Consider the following 20,021-nt stretch of genomic DNA (forward strand, 5'->3'; position numbering starts at 1 on the left):
GAATCACAGGCAAGAAATAAGTATACCTATTTTGCTTCTGTAGCGAAAAAGGAAGGTTACGAGCAGATGTCAGCATTGTTTTTAAAGACTGCAGATAATGAGAAAGAACATGCAAAGATGTGGTTCAAGGAATTAGCAGGAATTGGTGATACAAAGGAAAACCTGGCAGCAGCGGCAGAAGGCGAAAATTATGAGTGGACAGATATGTATGATGGCTTTGCTAAAACAGCTGAGGAAGAAGGATTCCCTGAGCTTGCAGCAAAATTCAGGGCAGTAGGTGAGATTGAGAAGCACCATGAGGAAAGATATCGTGCACTTCTTAAGAATATTGAAACTTCACAGGTATTTGAAAAGAGCGAAATTAAGGTATGGGAATGCCGTAACTGCGGACATATCGTGGTAGGAACAAAGGCTCCTGAGGTATGTCCGGTATGTAATCATCCACAGAGTTATTTTGAAGTACATGAAGAGAATTATTAAGGAGTATGAAAAGATGTATTACGTACCAGACGGAACCAAAACATGTGGTTATTATGAATGCAAGAAATGCGGCAACCGCTTTTTATCCCTTCAGACGATGGAAAAAATCCCATGCCCGGACTGCGAGGCGGAGGTGGATTATGAAATCGGACCTGGCGAATCTTTGGAGGATGTGCTGGACACCGCAGTGCTGCTGCAAAAAATCGAGGGCGAAGAGGAAGTGGAAAAGATGGATGCACTCTTAAGTCTTGCGATTACCGGCGGAGATTTTGACTGGATCTGACATACCAGAGCGTGTTTGAAAAGGCTTTTCGTGAGTTGCGAGTCCCGGTTTTTAGTCCGGTGTTCGCTCTGAATTTTCACAGAATTTTGCCGGAGTTTTTCCGCGATTTTAAAAGAAAACAAAGAAATTTCAAAGGTTCATGAGAAAAATGTTCAGAAACAACCGAAAAAGCATCGGTGAAATTGTGTAAAATTGACAGAACTGATGCAAAAGACAGGAAATCATCGAAAAATTTAAGGATTGACAAAAAGTGGGAATTCCGCTAGAATATGCCTATGTTGAAAAACAGCAGAGAAAAAGAATAGAGTAAAGATAACGCAACGGAGCGGTTCTGGGAATAGAATCGCTCCGTTTGTAATTTTCTCCCTTTCTCCAAGGTTTTATTTCTCCCCAAAAACACTCTCAGAAAACCAGAAAACGCTCTGTCTGTTTTTCAAGATAAACTCCATATAAGTAATGGATTCGCGAAGGCGCGGTACGAAGGGAAAGCTTCGTGCCGCGTTTTTCAATCCAAAGGAGAAACGTCAGTAAAGAGTTCGCAACGGGGCGATCTGGAAGGAAGATTTCCAGGTCGCCTTTTGATTTTACCGGAAAGGAGAAAGTCCGATGGAAAACACAAACGTCTTATTTGACAGAAAGCGTCTGGTCCGGCTGATCGTACCATTGATTGTGGAACAGGTGCTGGCCGTTACCGTCGGCATGGCGGACATGGTGATGGTATCCGGGGCCGGTGAAACGGCTGTTTCCGGAATCTCACTTGTCAATACGATCTGTGTACTGCTGATCGTGATTTTCACATCGATGGCAAGCGGAGGTTCCGTTGTCGGAGCACAGTTCCTCGGAAGCGGGGATAAGAAAACAGCGTGTCACGCAGCCGAACAGCTCGTTATGATCTGCGGACTGATTGCACTTGTTATCTGCGGCATTTCCTTTTTCGGAAACCGTTGGATTCTCCGGGTAGTCTACGGATCGGTGGAAGAGCAGGTTATGGCCTACGCGGTGGAATACTTCTTCATTACATCGCTTTCGTTTCCGTTTCTTGGAATCTACAATGCGGGGGCGGCGCTTTTCCGGGTTATGGGAAACTCAAATATTTCAATGGTTACTTCCATCGTGATGAATGCGCTGAATATCATCGGAAATGCCGTTTTTGTTTTCGGCTTTGACATGGGAGTTGCAGGCGTGGCACTTTCCACTCTGATTTCCAGAGCATTTGCCAGTGTTGTGATTCTTGTACTGCTGCATCAGGAAAAATACGAGATCCACTGTACGAAATGGTTCCTGGTCGAATGGGACAAGGAGATGCTGAAAAAGATCTTTTCCATCGGTGTTCCGCAGGCGTTGGAAAACAGTATGTTCCAGATCGGAAAGCTGTTGACCCAGAGCATGATTGCCGGATTTGGAACAGCATCGATTGCAGCAAATGCCTGTGCAATGACCGTGGAACAGCTCGCTTTTATGCCGGGATCGGCGATGGGACTTGCCATGACAACCGTGGTTGGCCAGTGTGTCGGAGCGGGAGATTATAAGCAGGCGAGAAGCTATACAAAGAAGCTGATCACAGGAGCCTACGCATTCCTTTGGATTCTGAATATCCTGCTTCTGGCAGCAGCACCACTGTTCGCCGGAGCATATAACCTTTCCGATGGCGCTTACCGGATGGCAGTGATCGTGATCCGATACCACAGCATCTGCTGTATGATGATCTGGCCGCTGGCCTTTACCCTTCCAAACACGATGCGTTCTGCCGGCGATGCCAAGTTTACGATGACGGTCAGCATCCTGTCCATGTGGTTCGTTCGAATTGCACTGGCGTATCTGATCGGTGTTTCCCTCCATGTGGGACTCCTTGGTGTCTGGATTGCACAGACCCTCGACTGGGTAGTCCGTGCAGGATTTTACATTGTCCGGTATCTCGGTCATAAATGGGAAAATAAATCCGTTGTAAGGCAACAGGAAAAGGAAATTCTTACAGAATAAAAACCGAAGAATCAACTTGTCGGCATACTGGAAATCCATCTTGAAATCGGAACATAAAAAGACAGAAGTACAACAGGAGGCGAGGCGTATGAAAGAAGAAAACTATGAGGTAGTCGTTTTTCAGGGAGACCCGGGAACCATCGATCTGACGTACGAAGAAATAGAAGCAGAGTGGAACAAAATGCTGCAGAGTGTACCACAGATCGGAAAGTTCCGTATCATCCATCAGGAGAAAAAGAGGTACACCTTCGAAGATTACAGCAGTCAGATCGGGAACGCCGACGCAGCACTTGGTATCTGGGTCCACAAAGGAGTGATCAACGAAAAGCTCTTTGAAGCGCATCCGAATCTGAAATATATCGCAACGCTGGGACATGGATTTGAAGACTTCGATGTGGAAATGACAAGACGCCGGGGCTTGACCATAACGAATACGATTTACGGCGATGTCACGATTGCCCAGTATGCGATGGCACTGCTCATGAACATCTGTCATAACGTGACGGTACAGAGCGATTACACCAAAACAGGGTACTGGAAAGAAAAAGAAACGAATCCGCAGGCAAGCTACAATCAACTGTTCGTGCCGCAGATTGAGCTCTACCAGAAAACGGTGGGAATCATCGGACTTGGCGCAATCGGCCTCTGGACGGCAAGAATGGCAAAGGGCTTTGGCATGAAGGTCATCGCAAACAGCCGTCACAAAAAGACGGGGCCGCAGTATGACAGCATCGAGCAGGTCAGCATGGAAGAAATTTTCGAACGGTCGGATGTGATCTCCATTCACTGTCCGCATACGAAGGAAACAGAAAACCTGCTGAACCGTGAAGCATTTGCCAAAATGAAGGACGGTGTCATCATTATCAACACCGCACGGGGAATCATCATCGATGAGGAGGCGCTTCTTGAGGCGCTGGAATCGAGAAAGGTTTATATGGCAGGACTCGATGTTGTCGCAAATGAGCCGCCGCAGTATCAGATTCCGCTGATGCAGTCGCCGTACATCTTTATTACTTCCCATATCGCCTGGCAGCCGAAGGCAGCAAGACTCCGCGCAGTCGATCTGGCGGTGAAAAACTTCCGGTCTTACCTGGAGGGAATGCCGACGAGTGTGATTAATTAAAAACAGTGGATTGTGAAAACAGCTGCAAAAAAACGACTGTAAAAACAACTGTAAAAACAGCAGAGCTGCGGAACAGTCCAGGCATGAAAGAAGAGGTTAGAAAATCTGTCAGAAAACAGATTTCTATATAGAAGCAGCAGAGCCGGTAAATGAATGGAAGAGAAAACCGGGAAAGCGGATAAAAAAGAAATCCGCAGCCGGAAAAATCAGAAGCTGTACAGGAGCCGGTTCGGAAAGGGAGGGAAAATCATGAAAAAGCTGGAAATTGTAATTCGTCCGGAGAGTCTCGAAAATCTGGAGCTACTCCTCGAGGAACAGAAGGCAAACGGTATGATGATCACGAATATCCTTGGATATGGAAACCAGAAGGGATATCGTCAGATGTACCGCGGAGCGGAAATCGTGGCCAAAATGCTTCCGAAGGTTAAAGTGGAAACCGTTGTGGAGGATGACAAGGTTCCGAAAATCGTTGATTTTGTTGTAAAAAACCTGTCAACCGGAAACTACGGCGATGGAAAAATTTTCGTTTACGATGTCGAAGATGCAGTGCGGATCCGGACGGGTGAGCACGGCGAACAGGCACTTTAAAAAATCTTAAAGTTACCGTTTCAGAAGATCTGCAGACGGGAACAGGTAAGAGATGAGAATGAGGAGGAACTTATTATGGAAAACACACAGGTATTACTCAATATCGTATGGACCATGGTCGGAGCCTTTCTGGTGTATTTTATGCAGGCCGGATTTGCCATGGTGGAGACAGGATTTACAAGAGCGAAAAACTCCGGAAACATTCTGATGAAGAACATGATGGATTTCGTGCTCGGCTCTATTTTCTTCTTTATCATCGGATTTGCGCTGATGTTCGGAGGAAGCAATGCCTTTATCGGAACAGCAGGTTTCTTTCATCCGAAATCGCTGGCAGATGCAGATGGCATGTTCAACGGACTGCCGATCGGCGTATTTATGATTTTCCAGACTGTGTTCTGTGCAACATCGGCCACGATTGTATCAGGTGCTATGGCAGAGAGAACCAAATTCATCTCTTATTTGATTTACTCCGCAGCCATCAGCGTTTTCATTTATCCGATCACCGGACACTGGATCTGGGGCGGCGGCTGGTTAAGCCAGATCGGGTTCCATGATTTTGCAGGATCTACGGCAGTTCATATGGTCGGCGGTCTGTGTGCCCTTGCCGGTGCAAAAATGGTCGGACCTCGTATCGGAAAATACACAAAAGAGGGAAAACCGGTTGCTATTCCTGGTCATAACCTTCCGCTTGGAGCACTTGGCGTCTTTATCCTCTGGTTCTGCTGGTTCGGATTTAACTGTGGATCGACCACAGCAGCAACCTACAATCTTGGCGACATTGCCATGACCACAAACCTCGCAGCAGCAGCAGCAACACTGGTTACCCTGATTGTTACCTGGGTACGTTATGGAAAACCGGATATCAGTATGACAATGAACGGCGCACTGGCCGGACTGGTAGCTATCACAGCAAGCTGTGATGTAGTCAATGATTACGAGGCACTGTTCATTGGAGCAGTTGCAGGTGTTGTCGTTGTATTTGCAGTTGAATTCTTTGATAAAGTCGTAAAAATCGATGACCCGGTTGGTGCAATCAGTGTACACGGTGTCTGTGGAGCACTCGGAACCTTATTTACCGGTATTTTCGGCGAGGGATGCAGCTTTATCACCCAGCTGATCGGTTTTGTAGCAGTTGCGGCATATACCCTGATCCTGGCGTTCATTCTGTTCTTCGTCCTGAAAAAGACCATCGGACTTCGCGTAACCGAGAAGGAAGAGATCGACGGACTGGATATGCACGAGCACGGATGCAGCGCTTATGCAAACTTCCACTTCCACAATGATAAATAAAAAGAATTGATGAAAAAGGATCAATAAAAAGGTGGTGCGGATATGAAAAAGCTGACAGTTATTGTCAAACCCGCGAACCGGGAGGATGTCATCGACATCATGGAATCGTGTGCCGTGTACGGCGTGATGGAAACGGATATCACCGGATATGGAAACCAGAAGGGTTACCGGGTGATGTACCGTGGAACCATGAGCGGGCCGAATGTACTGATGAAATGCAAATTCGAGACCGTGGGTGACGATAAGACAATTGAAGTGCTAAAAGGCTTCCTGGAAAAGAAGCTGTGTACCGGAAATATCGGAGACGGAAAGATTTTTGTCGAGAAAGTGGCAGATGTCATCCGGGTTCGTACCGGCCAGCGTGGCGAGGAAGCATTATAAAAACAAAAGACAGTAAAAAGGTGCAAAGAGGCAGCCAGAACAGATCGTTCAGCTGCCTCTTCTGAGCTAAAAAAGCCGGAACGGGAGGAATGCTGCATGGTAAGATACATCATAAAACGTTTATTCATCGGAGTGGTGACGATCTGGGCACTGATCACCATTACCTTTTTCCTGATTCGGATTATGCCGGGCAGCCCGTTCGAGGCAGACAATCTTTCCCAGAGCGCCATTGAGCAGCTTGAATCGACCTACGGGCTGGATGAACCCATGTGGAAACAGTATATTCTTTACATGGAAAATCTGATGCACGGAGATCTCGGCATTTCCTATAAAAAGAACGTTTCTGTTAATACACTGATTGCAAGAGGATTTCCGTACACGCTAAGCATCGGACTTCTCTCTATCGCAGTATCCGCTTTCATCGGTATTCTGATGGGTATCTGGATGGCGACGAGCAAGCGGCTGGCAGTGAAAAACACCTTGCTTGGAATTGCGACGCTGGGAGTCAGTATCCCGGGATTCGTCACAGCGATCCTGCTGATGATGATTTTCGGTGTCTGGTGGCCGGTGCTCCCGATCGTCGGTCTTGGTTCTCCGGCCAACTACATTCTTCCGGTGGCAGCACAGTCATTCGGACAGATCGCTTCGATTGCCAGACTGACCAAGAGTACGTATTCCGAGGCGATTCAGATGGATTACGTAACGATGGCAAGAGCGAAGGGACTTAGCAATCTGTACATCACCGCGCGTCACGTCCTTAAAAATGCACTGATCCCGGTTGTCACCTATTTCGGACCGGCTATCGCATTTCTGATCACAGGAAGCTTCGTCGTAGAATCTATTTTTTCCATTCCCGGAATCGGACGTGAATTTACGAATGCCATCACAAACCGTGATTACACCGTAGTCCTTGGCTTCAGTGTTTTCATCGGTGTGATTATCACCGTTGCCAACCTGGCGGTGGATATCATTTGTTCCCTCATTGACCCGAGAATCAAACTGACAAACTAGGAGGTGACTGTTATGGACTGGTTTTCACCGATTGATCCATCCAAAAAGAACAGCGAGTTTATTGCCGTGGAGAGCAAAAGCTTCTGGAAAGCGGCATGGGGAAGATTTAAGAAAAATCCAATGGCAGTTCTCGGACTGGTCGTCATCCTCCTTCTGGCGGTGGTTTCCATTTTCGGACCGATGATCAGCCCCTATGCATACGATGCACAGGACGCAGCCAATCAGTACGCGGGCTTTTCGGCACAGCACATTTTCGGAACCGACAAATTCGGCCGTGATGTATTTACAAGACTCTGCTACGGAGGCCGCATCAGCCTGGCGATTGGTTTTGGAGCAGCCGTCATCAACACCGTACTCGGTGTGGTGATCGGTGGACTGTGCGGCTACATTGGTGGAAAATTTGATAACTTTGTGATGCGTATTGTGGATATCATCTACGCAATGCCATCTATGATCTACGTTATTCTGATCATGATGGTTCTCGGATCGAATGTACGAAGCATTCTGATCGGTATCTGCATTCCGGGCTGGATCGGCATGGCTCGTCAGGTAAGAGGCCAGCTGATCGCCTTAAAGGAGCAGGAATTTTCCATGGCAGCACTCGTCATCGGAGCAAGTGATGCGAGAATTCTCTTCCGTCACCTTTTGATCAATGCCATCGGACCAATCATTGTACAGATTACCTTCCTTGTTCCGAATGCCATTTTTACCGAAGCCTTTTTAAGCTTCATCGGAATCGGCATTTCCGCTCCGATGGCAAGCTGGGGTTCCATGGCACAGGATGCCCGTCAGGTGCTTACCATGCACCCGGGACAGCTGCTTTTGCCGACCATCTGCATCTGTATCACCATTTTCTCCCTGAACTTCCTCGGCGAGGGAATCGGCGATGCCTTTAATCCAAAGAAAACCAGGGGGTGAAGCGTATGAGTTTACTCGAAATCAGCCATCTCACAACAAAATTTGAAACGCAGCAGGGAACCGTCAGCGCAGTCCGCGATGTTTCCTACCATCTGGAAGAGGGCGAGGTACTTGGTATCGTCGGCGAGTCCGGTTCCGGAAAAAGTGTCGGCATGCTGACCCTGATGGGGCTTCTGGCATCGAACGGCAGAGTGGAAGAAGGAGAGATCCTTTTCGACGGAGAAAACATTTCTCCGCCGCACACGAAGGACCGGAAAGAAAAACGGGCTTATGAAAAGAAAATGCAGCAGATCCGCGGAAACCGCATCGGCATGATTTTCCAGGATCCGATGACATTTCTGAATCCGATCCTGAAAATCGGAATTCAGATGACAGAGGGAATTCGAAAGCATCAGAATTGCTCCCAAAAAGAGGCGGAAGCGAAAGCCATTGAGCTGATGCGGCAGGTCGGAATTCCAAGTCCGGAAAAACGGCTCGATCAGTATCCATTTGAATTTTCCGGCGGTATGCGGCAGAGAATCATCATTGCGACGGCTCTGGCGTGTGACCCGAAGCTGATTATCGCAGATGAGCCGACAACCGCACTGGATGTGACCGTACAGGCACAGATTCTGGAGCTTTTGAAAAAGCTGACAAAGGAAAAAGGAACCTCCGTTATTATGATTACCCACGACCTCGGCGTTGTCGCTTCTATGTGTGACCGGATTGCCATTATGTACGCAGGACAGATCGTAGAAGAGGGAACCGTCGATGAGATTTTCTACGAACCGCATCATCCGTACACGAAAGGTCTTCTGAACAGTATCAACAATTCGGCAAAGGATAACGACGAACCGCTCGTTCCGATTCCGGGAACACCGCCGGACCTCTTAAAGCTTCCGAAGGGCTGCGCATTTATGAGCCGCTGTCCTTACACTATGAAGATCTGTGAGGTACAGGCCTCTCCGGTGACAACCTACAGTGAGACGCACTGCTGCAGATGCTGGCTGGAATGTATGGATGAAACAAAAATCACAGTTTCCGGGGAGGAGGCGGCTGCCAATGAGTGAAAATGTACTGGAAGTAAAAAACCTGTGTAAATACTTTGATGTGAACAGAGGAATGAAGGGAGCACAGAAGGTCATTGCCGTAGATGGTATTTCCTTCGAGGTAAAAAAAGGGGAAACCTTCGGACTGGTCGGAGAATCCGGCTGTGGAAAAAGTACACTTGGCCGCACGATTTTACGGATCTATGAGCCGACAAAGGGCGAAATCGTTTTCGAGGGAGAAGATATTTCCAGGCTTTCCCGGAAAAAGATGCTTCCCTACCGGCAGAAGCTGCAGATGATCTTCCAGGATCCATATGCATCCTTAAATCCCCGTTTTACCGTCGGTGAGATTATTGAGGAGCCGATGGTGATTCATCACATGTACGATGAAAAAAAGCGAAAAGAACGCGTGCAGGAGCTGCTGGAAACGGTCGGATTAAAACCGGACCACATCCGAAGATATCCGCATGAATTTTCCGGCGGCCAGAGACAGCGAATCGGAATTGCGAGAACGCTGGCACTCAAACCGGACTTTATCGTCTGCGACGAACCGATTTCGGCGCTCGACGTTTCCATCCAGGCACAGGTCATCAACCTTTTGGAGGATATTCAGAAAAAAGAGGGCATCAGCTATCTCTTTATCGCACACGATCTTGGCATGGTAAAGCATATCAGCCACCGGATCGGTGTCATGTATCTGGGACACATGGTAGAGATCGGAGAATCCAATGATGTTTACCGCCGTCCGCTTCACCCATATTCGAAGGCACTGCTTTCTGCAGAGCCGATCCCGGATCCGAAGACCGCAAGAAGCAGAAAACGAATCCTGCTGGAAGGCGAAATTCCAAGTCCGATCCATCCGCCGAAAGGATGCCCGTTCCACACGAGGTGCCCCTACGCTATGGAAGAATGCAGCCAGGCCTGCCCGGCAACGTATGATATTGAGGGCAGGAAAGTGGCTTGCTTCTTATATTCCCCGCGGTATTTGAGACAGAGGGAGGGTCTGGCAATCGAACCGCTGCTGGCCGGAGCAAAATAGAACCATTCCGGTGCGGCAGGTTTGGGAACAGAGGTTCCAGGGACCGGAGCTGTGTTTCAAAAAAGCATCAGCAGCAAAAGGAGGAGAACATTATGAGAAAATTATGGAAAGCAACAGCGACACTGGCAGCGGCTGTTCTTCTGGCAGGATCCCTTGCCGGATGCGGAAGCAGCGGAGGAAGCAGCAGCTCTTCCGGAGGAGGCAAAAGCGGCAGTACTTCCGATATGATTGTGACAACGATGTATACCGAGGCCGGAAGCCTGGACAGTGCAGGAGAGAGTGGTTTATGGTGGTGGTCCTACGATGATGTGTGTATGGCGCCGATCATGGAAATGAAAGAGGACGGTTCCTGGGATTACATTCTGGCAGAAAGCGTTGATGTCAATGAGGATATGACACAGTACACCGTACATCTCCGCAGCGATGCAAAATGGAGCAACGGAGACGATGTGACAAGCGCCGATTTCAAAAACACCATTGTCCGCGCACTGGATCCGAACTGCAAGAGTGGTTATTCCTCAATGCTTTACCCGATTGCGGGAGCTGAGGAAATGTACAACGGAACCGGCGATGAGAGCGGTCTTGGCGTAGACACCAGCGATGACAAGACCATTGTGTTCAACTTAAAGGAGCCGTGCGCTTACTTCGAACAGCTCTTTGTACTTCCGGTTTATATGCCGACGCATCGCGAGCTTCAGACAGAAACCAACGGCGACTGGGCAATGGGAAATGACATGGATGCGCTGGTAAGCTGCGGACCGTACTACCTCGCAGAGTATGTACCGAACCAGTACAGCGTTTATAAGAAAAATGAAAATTACGTTCAGGCAGACCGGATCAAAACCGATACGATCAAAAAGATGGTTATGGACGATACACAGTCCATCATCAATGCGTATAAATCCGGTGAGCTGAACTTTATCTCAGCAGATTATACCGTTATGGACGAGTATAAAGACAGCGATGAGCTGATTACTTCTCCGGCCATGACAAGCTACTACGTATTGTTTAATGTAAATGAAGCACCGTTTGACGATGTCCGCGTCCGCCAGGCGTTCTCTATGGCAGTCAACCGCGATGAGGTAGCTTCCGCGTGCGGTTCCTCTTATGAGGCAAGTGATTTCTTCGTAGCAAAACATCTGAAATCCTCCGCAAGCGGCAAGGACTGGGCAGAGGAAGTAGAGGAAGATCCGATCGGCTTTGATCCGGACAAGGCAAAAGAGCTTCTGGCAGAGGCCGGTTACCCGGATGGAGAAGGCTTCCCGGCCATCACCTACAAATACCCGAGCCTCCAGCTCGACAGCGATATGGCACAGGCCCTGCAGGCACAGTGGAAAACAAACCTTGGCATCGAGGTGGAGCTTCAGGCAGAGGAGCAGCAGGTACAGGTAGCAGAGAGAAGATCCGGTGATTTCCAGCTTGCACGCATGAGATGGACTGCAGACTTTACCGATCCGTTCACCTTCCTTTCCATGTACCGTTCCAACGACAGCTACAACGATAACAAGACCAACTGCCCGGAGTATGACGAACTGATGGCACAGTCGAATGAGGAAAGCGATCCGACCGCCAGATTTGAGCTGCTGCACCAGGCTGAGAGCGTACTGGTAAACGACTACTGCTTCGGCGTACCGGTACTGAACTCTTCCAATATTTATCTGGTAAGCACCGACATCACAAACTTTGAGATTGACCCGTCCAGAAACATGATCCGTACCAAATATCTGGTATTGGGAGACAGCTCTTCTGAGTCTTAAGCAAAAAATCGGAAAACGGGCAGGCTCCGCAGATGGCTTAGCAGCTGTTTCGAGGGGAGCCGTAAAACGGTAATTTTCCGAAAAAAAACAATAGAAGCCGTGAAAACAGGAGGAAATGAATATGGAAGTAAATAAAATCATCAGCCACGCATTACAGAGCATGCCGCCGAGCAAACGTCAGAAGGCATTTGCGAAGGACACCTCAAAACTGATCCATATGGGATTAAACGAAAACAATTACGGAATGTCACCGAAGGCAGTGGCGGCACTGGAGGAATCTATGGCAGGAAGCCATTTTTATCCTGATTTTGCAGCAGTACTGCTGAAACAGAAGGTAGCGGAGCAGTACGGATTAAAAGCAGAAAATGTACTGACAGGCGCCGGATCGAGTGCGATGATCGATATGATCGGACTGACCTTTCTGGACGATGGAGATGAGGTGCTGTTTTCCGCGCCGACCTACGGGGCATTTGCCGACATGGCGTATTTAAATGGCGGTGTGCCGGTCTCCGTACCGGTAACCGAGGAGCAGAAATTTAATCTCCCTGCCATGAAAGAAAAAATCGGTGAAAAAACAAAAATCGTGGTGATCTGCAATCCGAATAACCCGACCGGAACGTATGTGCCGATCGGGGAGCTGGAGGCATTCGCAGATACCCTTCCGGAGGACGTTCTGCTGGTGATGGATGAGGCATACATGGAGTTTGCCACCGAGCCGGACTGCTGCAGTATGGTCGATTATATGAAAGCACACCTGGAAAAACCGATTCTGGTTCTCCGCACCTTTTCCAAATATTATGCGATGGCAGGCCTTCGTGTCGGCTATGCGCTGGGCTCCGAAGAGCTGATTGGAATCATGCGGAAATGTTCCGCTTCCTGGAACCTGAATGTCTGTGCCCAGAAAGCGGCAGTGGCAGGCCTGGCAGACCAGGAATATTATCAGGAGCAGAAAGCCAAAATCGTGGAGGGAAGAGAATATCTGGAAAAAGAGATGGCAGCGCTTGGCTGCAGGGTTTATCCGTCCCAGTCGAATTTCATCTACTTCGATACCGGAAAAGATCCTGCCTGGATTCAGGAACAGCTGATGGAAAAGGGCATCCGTATCGGCGCTTTTGAGATGAGCCGTGTGAGCGTGGGAACGATGGAGGAGTGTAAACTTTATATCAAAGCATTAAAAGAAATTCTGGAAGCGGCAGAGTGAAAAAAGGTTTTACGGTAAACGTTAAAAGATAGAATGAAAGAGAAAAAGACCGGATGAGAAGTAAAAAATCCGGTCTTTTTCTGCTGGTATGAGAACAGAAAAAGCGGATCAGCAGGTTGCATATTTCAGGTAAAAAAGGTATACTTATAAGTGATAAAAAGAGAAATATGTTAGCAGCAGCTAATAAGAAAAAAACAGAGAAAAAACATGGTTTTTGCAAATTAGTGCTTGCCATTCCATGAAAATTGGAATATTATATGTGCAAACGCCTATAGATGAAAAAACATGTATCACATCCTGAAAGGGGAAAGAAAATATGCTTTTTAAAACATACCAGAAGATCACGACGTTATTTAAAGAACATCATGGATATATGAGCTTCGCAGACCTCAGAGATCATCAGGTGACTGTACTGCAGCTGGCAGAAATGGAAGAGGAAGGAAGTCTGGAACGATTTGCACGCGGCTGGTACTGGTGCAAGGACTGTGGTTATGAAAAACCGGAAGACTATCAATATATTGAAATTGCGAAAGTAAACCCACGCGCAGTCATCTGCATGGACAGTGCTGCATGGCTTGCCGGAATGCTGAAAGAAGAGCCGGCTACGATTGCAGTTGCAACAGCACGGACAGACCGAAAAAAAATGGATCTGGAAAATTTTGAAATCAGACGTTTTTATTTCCAGAATGCCGATGTCCCGGGTGAAATCTGTGAGAAAAAGACAGAGTTTGGTTCCTACAAATATTATTCTCCGAAGAGAACCTTCTGTGACTGTCTGCGCATGAACAACAAGATGCCGGAGGAAGTAAAAGAAGAAATCCTCACCTGGTGCCGGAAACAGAAATATTCCAAAGAAGAGATTCTGGAATACGCGAACAAGCTCCGTGCGGTAAAAAATATCGAGGAAGAGTATCAGAAATAAAATTTCACAGGAATAGATAAGGGAAACTCCCGACGGAAGATCTTATACGAGAAATTCTGCCGGGAGTTTCTGCGTGTATATCGGATGGTTACGCATACACGATTTCCTCGTATGTTCCCCTGTGTTGTTCGCAAAAATCGCATAAAATGAGAAGCAAAGAGCAATACTTGACTAGCCGAACGGGAAATGCGGCGATATAATAGAGGCAACAAATTTCGGGAGGATTTTACCTATGAGTAAAGAGACGAGAGAGTATGCAAAACAGCTGGTTTCCCAGATGACGCTGGAAGAAAAAATGAGCCAGATGGTCTATCAGTCACCGGCGATCGAGCGTCTTGGCATTCCGGCATACAACTGGTGGAATGAAGCGCTGCACGGCGTGGCAAGAGCTGGTGTGGCAACGGTATTTCCGCAGGCTATTGGCCTTGCAGCAACGTTTGATAAAGAGCTGCTGCAGGAGATCGGTGATGTTGTTTCTACCGAGGGACGTGCAAAATTCAACGAGTTTTCGAGAAAAGGCGACCGCGGCATCTACAAAGGCCTGACCTTCTGGGCACCGAACGTCAACATTTTCCGTGATCCGAGATGGGGCCGTGGCCATGAGACATATGGTGAGGACCCGTATCTGACTGGTGAGCTCGGATGCGCCTACATCCGCGGATTACAGGGACCGGACCCGGATCACCCGAAGGCAGCGGCGTGTGCCAAACATTTCGCCGTCCACAGCGGCCCAGAGGCGATCCGCCATGAGTTTGACGCAAGAGTCAGCAAACATGATCTGTATGACACCTATCTGTATGCCTTCAAACGCTGTGTCAAGGATGCAAAAGTCGAGGCAGTCATGGGCGCGTATAACCGTGTCAACGGTGAACCGGCATGCGGAAGCAAGACATTGTTAAAGGACATCCTGCGCGATGAGTTCGGCTTTGAAGGCCATGTTGTCTCCGACTGCTGGGCAATCATAGATTTCCATGAGCACCACAGAGTGACCAAAAATGTAGAGGAGTCCGCAGCGCGTGCCGTCAACAACGGCTGTGACCTGAACTGCGGCGTTGCTTTCCTGCATCTGCCGAAAGCATACGAGGATGGCCTGGTATCCGAAGAGGCAATCACCGCGGCAGTTGAGCGCCTGATGGAAATCCGCATCCGCCTCGGTATGATGAAAGACTATCCGTCACCGTACGAAGATCTGTCCTACGATCTAGTCGAGTGCAAAGAGCATGTTGATCTGTCCGTCGAGGCAGCGAGAAGAAGTATGGTTCTGCTGAAAAATGAAAACAATATGCTGCCGCTCGATGTGAAGAAGATCCGCAGTATCGCCGTGATCGGACCGAACGCGAACTCGAGAGCAGCGCTGGTTGGAAACTATCAGGGAACATCGTCCAGATACATCACACCGCTGGAAGGAATTCAGCAGTATGTCGGTGATGATGTGAGAGTGACATACGCAGAGGGCTGCCATCTGTATAAAAATAAAGTCGAAGGACTCGGCGAGGACAAAGACCGTTTCAAAGAGGCTGTCATTGCCGCTGAGCACGCAGACGTTGTCGTTCTGTGCCTTGGACTTGATGCAACTGTTGAGGGCGAGGAAGGCGATGCCGGAAACGAATACGCGAGCGGCGATAAGCTGGGCCTCAATCTGCCGGGCTTACAGGAGGAACTGCTTGAGACAATCACAGCGGTTGGAAAACCGGTAGTCCTCGTTCTCTCGGCAGGAAGTGCCATCGACCTGTCCTGGGCCGAGGAGCATGTACCGGCTATCCTTGACAGCTGGTATCCGGGTGCGCGCGGCGGAAAAGCCGTGGCCGAGGCGCTGTTCGGCGATTATGCACCGAACGGAAAACTGCCGGTGACTTTCTATCAGGGAACAGAAAATCTGCCGGAGTTCACCGATTACAGCATGGCAGGACGAACCTACCGCTATACTGATAAAAATATTCTGTATCCATTTGGATATGGACTGACGTATGGAACAATTTCCTACAGCGGCGCAAAAACGGAGCAGGAGACGAGCGCGGTGCTCAACGATGTGACCGTGTGCACGAAGGTGAAGAATGAGAGTGCATATCCGCTGCATGAGAGCGTGGAGGTTTATGTGAAATACAAAAACGCACAGCCGGGTGAGCCAGGCTTCCAGTTAAAAGGCATCGCGTGCGTGGAACTGCAGGCAGGAGAAGAAAAAGAGGTTTCCGTGACACTGCATGCAAGAGATTTTGCTGTTATCACAGAGGACGGCGGATGTGTCGTACGGCCGGGCGAGTATGAAATCTCCATCGGCGGACAGCAGCCGGGCGAAAGAAGCCGCGCGCTGACAGGACGTGAGACAGAGATTCTGACGGTCAGAAAAGAAGGAAATGAAGAGAACGTCGAGTATTAAGTATTAGATAGAAATTGAAAAACGAAGAGGGAGGTGGAATCGTCTGCCTCCCTCTTTTGGTGACAGAATGGACGGCTTGGTGCGATGATCGCTGGAAATCTGCCGAACCTGCTTCATTTCCAGACCGGCGGACTGTATGGTGCTGCATCTTCGTGCACCGAGGGGAAAAGTGTCGGTTGAGGGGATGCTGAACCGTGCAAAATATTTTAACCGTACAGGAAAGGTCAACGATCACACGATTTATCTGAGCGGAAACCTCGGAAAAAATGCCCTGGAATTTGCCATGTGTCTGTCGGCAAAAGCAACGGGCGGCCGTGTGTATACCATGGGTCATACTCTGGTGATCGAAGAGGCAGAGAAGATTACCGAAAAGCTGGAGCGCGCGATGGTGCAGAGCAGAGAACACAAAATCATTCTCCTTCCGGCGCTGCCGAAGGCGTGGGATCATGGAGAAGTGAAAGGCCTGCGGCTGGTTGGAAATGCATCGATTGCACTTGCGTGGGAGAATGGAAAACTGACACGGTGTGCGGTTACGGCGGATCAGGCGTATGAAGGGGAAGTTGTGTATGGAGAGATGCGTCAAGCGGTAAAACTGGAAAAAGGTGAGACAGTTATGCTGGATGCGGTATTGCAGCTGCTTGAATCATAAACATGAAGATAGAAAATGCCGGGCAGAGAAAAATCTGTCCGGCGTTTTCAGCATATGTAAAGACTATAAGGCGATGGAGGAAAAAGAAGCTTCTTCTGCCAGCAGCAGGTGATAGTAATGCTCGGAATAGCGGCAGAGATAACCAGGCATTCCCCGATAAGAACTGGTTTCTAAAAACGCGGCTGCGACGCAGGTGCGGCATATCGGTTGCAAACGGCATTGACAGCATTGGGAACTTAGGGAAATCTTCTGTGCAGCGGCGGAAACTTTTTCCCAGGCGGAAATAAATCCAAGATCAAAAACAGGGGCGGAGATTTCGGATAACATCACACAGGGGAAAAGAAAGCCCTGCCAGTTGATGAAGAAGGAGCAGTTTCCGGCAAGACAGGAGATATGACCATTGTCCCGTGGAAAAGACGGATTGTTGACGCGGTGGATGGATTCATGAACGTACTGCCGGAAAATATCGCTGGTCAGCTGCAGTTTCAGTGTCTGCAGGGCAAGCGCAGCGGCGTCTTCCGGGTTCAGGCGGACCTGAGCATCAAAAGGAAGGGAGCGTTCCCGGACGGCGGGCATCATATAGTGATCGGCATGAACGGGGACTCCAAGCTTTTCTCCGAGAACAAAGATTTTTGGAAAATCATGCGCGTTCTTTTTAGTGACGCTACAGCTGATTTTGACATCAACGTTTCGTTCGCGGAGCAGACGGATGGCGCGGACGGTCTGATCAAAGCCCTGGGGGTAATGGCAGAGACGGTTATAGGAAGCGGCATCGGCACCGTAGAGCGTGATGTTAATGCGGCGCGGCCTGTACTCAGCAAAAAAATCAGCCCAGGATTCGCCCAGCAGGGTTCCATTGGTGTTGATGGTAAGAATCATGCCCATGTTTCGAAGCTCAAGATATAGTGTTTTGAAATCAGGAAAGAGAAGTGGTTCACCGCCGGTCAGAAGAAGAAAAAGTGTACCGGCTTTTTGCATCTGCTGTGCAAGCAGAATCCATTCATCAACTGTGCGGAGTTGTCCCTGACATTCCATTTCTGAACGGGACAGACGGACATAACACATGTCGCAGTTCATATTGCAGAGTGGCAGAAGTTCAAGCGCGCCGGTAATAGGAATGTGCTGCTGGCGCGCTTTCTGGAGAAAAGAACGCTCGAATGTGGAAGCGTCGTCCATGTAGTTCATAAAGGTTCCTCCGAAAAAAGTGGTTTGATGAACCAATTATTAATAGGTATAGTAAAGGATCGAAACGAGTGGGTTCGATCCTTTTGCTGTGGTTTGAAAAATTATTATTTAGTGGAAAAATCAGGATTTGGCGGTTTCCCAAGTATTGATGTCTAATCTGGTAGTACAATGAACGTTTGTACCATTTTCGGTCCAGATGACAACGGGGGTTGCTTCATCATTGCGGGTAGACTGGTCATCTATAAAACCACTGATAAATCCACTATCAGATTCCGCTTCATGAGTCTTGTTACAAGGATGATATCCAGAAAATTGAGCTTGAGAGCCCCAGCCTCCCCATGAGCCTTCTTTTGCAATATATTTTTTTTGCCCAGATCCATCATAATAATAAACATTATAATTATGACCGTATTGTCCAGCATCGCAGACAAATTTATAAACTTTCCCGCTATCCCCGCAGGCCGCCACATATTCATTTGCAGCAAATTCCTGAACCTCAACAACAGGTTCCATCCACTCTTTCTTCATAACGATATAACCTCCTCTAATAATGCATACCTTAAAGTATCATGCACAAAATTTAAAGCAGAATTTTGAATCGTATCTTCCGCAGCCTCATATTCCTCTAACGCCTGTGCAACGACTTCCGAAATGGTACGTGGCTGCTGAAAAGCATTCCAGAGAAATGCAGCGGTATCGTTTGGAACCATCACTGCATTCGAAATCTGACAGGCAGTCCCAACGGGAATAATCGCATATTCCCCTGCAATTTCACGCAGCAGATAATCGGAATTGACATGATATTTTTTTTCATTTATCTTTTGTAACAAATCCGACCGGGTCGGAGAAGCAATCGGTTCCATCACAAACTCCCCTCTTGCAAAATGCTGTGCCTTTTCAGGCAGAAAGTATTTCTGCAGTCAGCAAGAAAAATATGTAGAATGTTCGCAGAAATAAATTACATTTATCATTACAAAAAGATTATAGAAGAAGAACTAGGAAAAGTCAAGTAAAAACTGGAAAAAGATGGGAATGTAATCTGCTCAAAAACGAAAAACAAATCGCTGTGTGCGGACACTCCAGCGGTATCTGTGCGTGAGCCGTCCGAGACGATTTGGAAAATCTATGGCAGCGGATATGCTGGCGGCTTATTATGACAGAAGCACAGACACCGATGCACTATTTCAGAATTTAAAAATCGGCAGAAGTGAAACATATAAAAAACATCGGAATCAGTATGATGTAATAAAAATCAATATGCAGGAATTTTTAAGTGCAACAAGCGGCATTGACGAAATGCTGCGCATGCTGAACGACTATCTGATTTTTGATCTCAGAGAGCAGTACAGTCAGGTGCGCTTCCGTGATGAAAAGAATCTGGTACAGGTAATGAAAGATCTGACATACGATAACGAAAAAGAAAACGTATCCATTCCAAACCGTGAAGTATCCCAGGAGTATATCAACGCAATCAGCAGATTTCCATTCTGCAATACAACGATGAAGGCTCGCTGTGGAAGAATATTTTTATCATTATTCTCGGTTCCTGCGTGTTCCGTGTGATCTGGGTGTACACGATTTTCGCGTATTTCCATACCATTACGTCACTGTATCTGCTGTATATCTTTTCGTGGAGAATTACCGGTGCGGCGGAGATCCTGTATTTCCGGCATGGCTATAAAACGCTGCAGATCAGTCAAAAATAAAATTACGTATTTAATTACAAAAAAGGATCCGAAGATTGACGGAGTCTCTTTTTTTTGTTATCATAAATGCGGAAAAAGGGATCGTGATACGTTGCGGAGAGAA

At 48.0% G+C, this 20,021-nt stretch carries 20 protein-coding genes; 17 read left to right on the forward strand and 3 right to left on the reverse strand.

The features are described 5' to 3' along the window. The 16 genes from rbr to DWX32_RS10665 form a co-directional block, all read left to right on the forward strand. The coding region (rbr, locus tag DWX32_RS10590) for a rubrerythrin (protein ID WP_147398486.1) at nucleotides 1-480 on the forward strand (480 nt) is incomplete at its 5' end. 13 nt (nucleotides 481-493) lie between these two features. After that, on the forward strand, nucleotides 494-763 hold the full coding sequence (locus DWX32_RS10595) for a hypothetical protein (RefSeq protein ID WP_055221876.1): 270 nt from the start codon (nucleotides 494-496) through the stop codon (nucleotides 761-763). A 606-nt stretch (nucleotides 764-1,369) separates the two neighbouring features. Beyond that, nucleotides 1,370-2,743 (forward strand): MATE family efflux transporter, encoded by a 1,374-nt coding sequence (locus DWX32_RS10600; RefSeq protein WP_118659974.1) that lies wholly within the window; start codon nucleotides 1,370-1,372, stop codon nucleotides 2,741-2,743. An 88-nt stretch (nucleotides 2,744-2,831) separates the two neighbouring features. Next, nucleotides 2,832-3,866: a 2-hydroxyacid dehydrogenase gene (locus DWX32_RS10605; RefSeq protein WP_118659976.1), complete on the forward strand. Its 1,035-nt coding sequence runs from the start codon at nucleotides 2,832-2,834 to the stop codon at nucleotides 3,864-3,866. Between the two features lie 249 nt (nucleotides 3,867-4,115). Beyond that, the gene (locus DWX32_RS10610) at nucleotides 4,116-4,454 is read left to right on the forward strand and encodes a P-II family nitrogen regulator (RefSeq protein WP_055221847.1); all 339 of its coding nucleotides are present in this window, start codon (nucleotides 4,116-4,118) and stop codon (nucleotides 4,452-4,454) included. A gap of 75 nt (nucleotides 4,455-4,529) precedes the next feature. Further along, entirely contained in the window at nucleotides 4,530-5,744 is a 1,215-nt protein-coding gene (locus tag DWX32_RS10615; RefSeq protein ID WP_055227847.1) for an ammonium transporter, read from the forward strand. A 42-nt stretch (nucleotides 5,745-5,786) separates the two neighbouring features. After that, complete coding sequence (locus tag DWX32_RS10620) at nucleotides 5,787-6,125, forward strand: P-II family nitrogen regulator (protein WP_022462439.1); 339 nt, start codon at nucleotides 5,787-5,789, stop codon at nucleotides 6,123-6,125. Nucleotides 6,126-6,221: 96 nt separating this feature from the next. Continuing rightward, complete coding sequence (locus DWX32_RS10625; protein WP_117801249.1) at nucleotides 6,222-7,136, forward strand: ABC transporter permease; 915 nt, start codon at nucleotides 6,222-6,224, stop codon at nucleotides 7,134-7,136. A gap of 12 nt (nucleotides 7,137-7,148) precedes the next feature. Continuing rightward, nucleotides 7,149-8,054: an ABC transporter permease gene (locus DWX32_RS10630; RefSeq protein ID WP_117801251.1), complete on the forward strand. Its 906-nt coding sequence runs from the start codon at nucleotides 7,149-7,151 to the stop codon at nucleotides 8,052-8,054. Between the two features lie 5 nt (nucleotides 8,055-8,059). After that, nucleotides 8,060-9,103 carry an ABC transporter ATP-binding protein gene (locus DWX32_RS10635; protein WP_118640585.1) on the forward strand — a complete coding sequence of 348 codons (1,044 nt, stop codon included), beginning with the start codon at nucleotides 8,060-8,062 and terminating at the stop codon, nucleotides 9,101-9,103. After that, a complete protein-coding gene (locus DWX32_RS10640) occupies nucleotides 9,096-10,121 on the forward strand; it encodes an ABC transporter ATP-binding protein (RefSeq protein ID WP_118659978.1) in 1,026 nt (341 codons plus the stop codon). Before DWX32_RS10635 ends, DWX32_RS10640 begins: the two co-directional genes overlap by 8 nt. 92 nt (nucleotides 10,122-10,213) lie before the next feature. Further along, nucleotides 10,214-11,878: a peptide ABC transporter substrate-binding protein gene (locus DWX32_RS10645; RefSeq protein WP_118659980.1), complete on the forward strand. Its 1,665-nt coding sequence runs from the start codon at nucleotides 10,214-10,216 to the stop codon at nucleotides 11,876-11,878. 121 nt (nucleotides 11,879-11,999) lie between these two features. After that, nucleotides 12,000-13,079: a histidinol-phosphate transaminase gene (hisC, locus tag DWX32_RS10650; protein WP_158579573.1), complete on the forward strand. Its 1,080-nt coding sequence runs from the start codon at nucleotides 12,000-12,002 to the stop codon at nucleotides 13,077-13,079. Between the two features lie 316 nt (nucleotides 13,080-13,395). Continuing rightward, nucleotides 13,396-14,001 (forward strand): type IV toxin-antitoxin system AbiEi family antitoxin domain-containing protein, encoded by a 606-nt coding sequence (locus DWX32_RS10655; RefSeq protein WP_022462444.1) that lies wholly within the window; start codon nucleotides 13,396-13,398, stop codon nucleotides 13,999-14,001. A gap of 199 nt (nucleotides 14,002-14,200) precedes the next feature. After that, nucleotides 14,201-16,378 carry a glycoside hydrolase family 3 C-terminal domain-containing protein gene (locus DWX32_RS10660; protein ID WP_416388388.1) on the forward strand — a complete coding sequence of 726 codons (2,178 nt, stop codon included), beginning with the start codon at nucleotides 14,201-14,203 and terminating at the stop codon, nucleotides 16,376-16,378. A 97-nt stretch (nucleotides 16,379-16,475) separates the two neighbouring features. Then, nucleotides 16,476-17,027 carry a glycoside hydrolase family 95-like protein gene (locus DWX32_RS10665; RefSeq protein WP_270491997.1) on the forward strand — a complete coding sequence of 184 codons (552 nt, stop codon included), beginning with the start codon at nucleotides 16,476-16,478 and terminating at the stop codon, nucleotides 17,025-17,027. A gap of 63 nt (nucleotides 17,028-17,090) precedes the next feature. On the opposite strand, the gene DWX32_RS10670 is transcribed toward DWX32_RS10665, so the two are convergent. The 3 genes from DWX32_RS10670 to DWX32_RS10680 all read right to left on the reverse strand — a co-directional run bounded on the left by DWX32_RS10670 (nucleotide 17,091) and on the right by DWX32_RS10680 (nucleotide 19,075). Further along, nucleotides 17,091-18,212 carry a radical SAM protein gene (locus DWX32_RS10670; protein WP_118659988.1) on the reverse strand — a complete coding sequence of 374 codons (1,122 nt, stop codon included), beginning with the start codon at nucleotides 18,210-18,212 and terminating at the stop codon, nucleotides 17,091-17,093. A 120-nt stretch (nucleotides 18,213-18,332) separates the two neighbouring features. Continuing rightward, entirely contained in the window at nucleotides 18,333-18,740 is a 408-nt protein-coding gene (locus DWX32_RS10675; protein ID WP_022462365.1) for a hypothetical protein, read from the reverse strand. Further along, a complete protein-coding gene (locus DWX32_RS10680) occupies nucleotides 18,737-19,075 on the reverse strand; it encodes a PqqD family protein (protein ID WP_118659990.1) in 339 nt (112 codons plus the stop codon). The genes DWX32_RS10675 and DWX32_RS10680 overlap by 4 nt, the downstream gene beginning before the upstream one ends. A gap of 205 nt (nucleotides 19,076-19,280) precedes the next feature. On the opposite strand from DWX32_RS10680, the gene DWX32_RS10685 reads away from it, so the two are divergent. After that, nucleotides 19,281-19,775, forward strand: a complete 495-nt coding sequence (locus tag DWX32_RS10685; protein WP_270491988.1) for an AAA family ATPase — start codon at nucleotides 19,281-19,283, stop codon at nucleotides 19,773-19,775. Nucleotides 19,776-20,021 lie beyond the last annotated feature (246 nt).

It is taken from the genome of Blautia sp. AF19-13LB, assembly GCF_003479105.1.
Taxonomy (GTDB): domain Bacteria; phylum Bacillota; class Clostridia; order Lachnospirales; family Lachnospiraceae; genus Fusicatenibacter; species Fusicatenibacter saccharivorans.

Bases quoted from the DNA above. Each gene is read 5' to 3' on its own strand.
- DWX32_RS10675 (WP_022462365.1), bottom strand. From the start codon at position 18,740: ATGAAGAAAGAGTGGATGGAACCTGTTGTTGAGGTTCAGGAATTTGCT.
- DWX32_RS10635 (WP_118640585.1), top strand. From the start codon at position 8,060: ATGAGTTTACTCGAAATCAGCCATCTCACAACAAAATTTGAAACGCAG.
- DWX32_RS10670 (WP_118659988.1), bottom strand. From the start codon at position 18,212: ATGAACTACATGGACGACGCTTCCACATTCGAGCGTTCTTTTCTCCAG.
- DWX32_RS10645 (WP_118659980.1), top strand. From the start codon at position 10,214: ATGAGAAAATTATGGAAAGCAACAGCGACACTGGCAGCGGCTGTTCTT.
- DWX32_RS10625 (WP_117801249.1), top strand. From the start codon at position 6,222: ATGGTAAGATACATCATAAAACGTTTATTCATCGGAGTGGTGACGATC.
- DWX32_RS10595 (WP_055221876.1), top strand. From the start codon at position 494: ATGTATTACGTACCAGACGGAACCAAAACATGTGGTTATTATGAATGC.
- DWX32_RS10640 (WP_118659978.1), top strand. From the start codon at position 9,096: ATGAGTGAAAATGTACTGGAAGTAAAAAACCTGTGTAAATACTTTGAT.
- DWX32_RS10600 (WP_118659974.1), top strand. From the start codon at position 1,370: ATGGAAAACACAAACGTCTTATTTGACAGAAAGCGTCTGGTCCGGCTG.
- DWX32_RS10605 (WP_118659976.1), top strand. From the start codon at position 2,832: ATGAAAGAAGAAAACTATGAGGTAGTCGTTTTTCAGGGAGACCCGGGA.
- DWX32_RS10615 (WP_055227847.1), top strand. From the start codon at position 4,530: ATGGAAAACACACAGGTATTACTCAATATCGTATGGACCATGGTCGGA.
- DWX32_RS10630 (WP_117801251.1), top strand. From the start codon at position 7,149: ATGGACTGGTTTTCACCGATTGATCCATCCAAAAAGAACAGCGAGTTT.
- DWX32_RS10680 (WP_118659990.1), bottom strand. From the start codon at position 19,075: ATGGAACCGATTGCTTCTCCGACCCGGTCGGATTTGTTACAAAAGATA.
- DWX32_RS10620 (WP_022462439.1), top strand. From the start codon at position 5,787: ATGAAAAAGCTGACAGTTATTGTCAAACCCGCGAACCGGGAGGATGTC.
- hisC (WP_158579573.1), top strand. From the start codon at position 12,000: ATGGAAGTAAATAAAATCATCAGCCACGCATTACAGAGCATGCCGCCG.
- DWX32_RS10610 (WP_055221847.1), top strand. From the start codon at position 4,116: ATGAAAAAGCTGGAAATTGTAATTCGTCCGGAGAGTCTCGAAAATCTG.
- DWX32_RS10655 (WP_022462444.1), top strand. From the start codon at position 13,396: ATGCTTTTTAAAACATACCAGAAGATCACGACGTTATTTAAAGAACAT.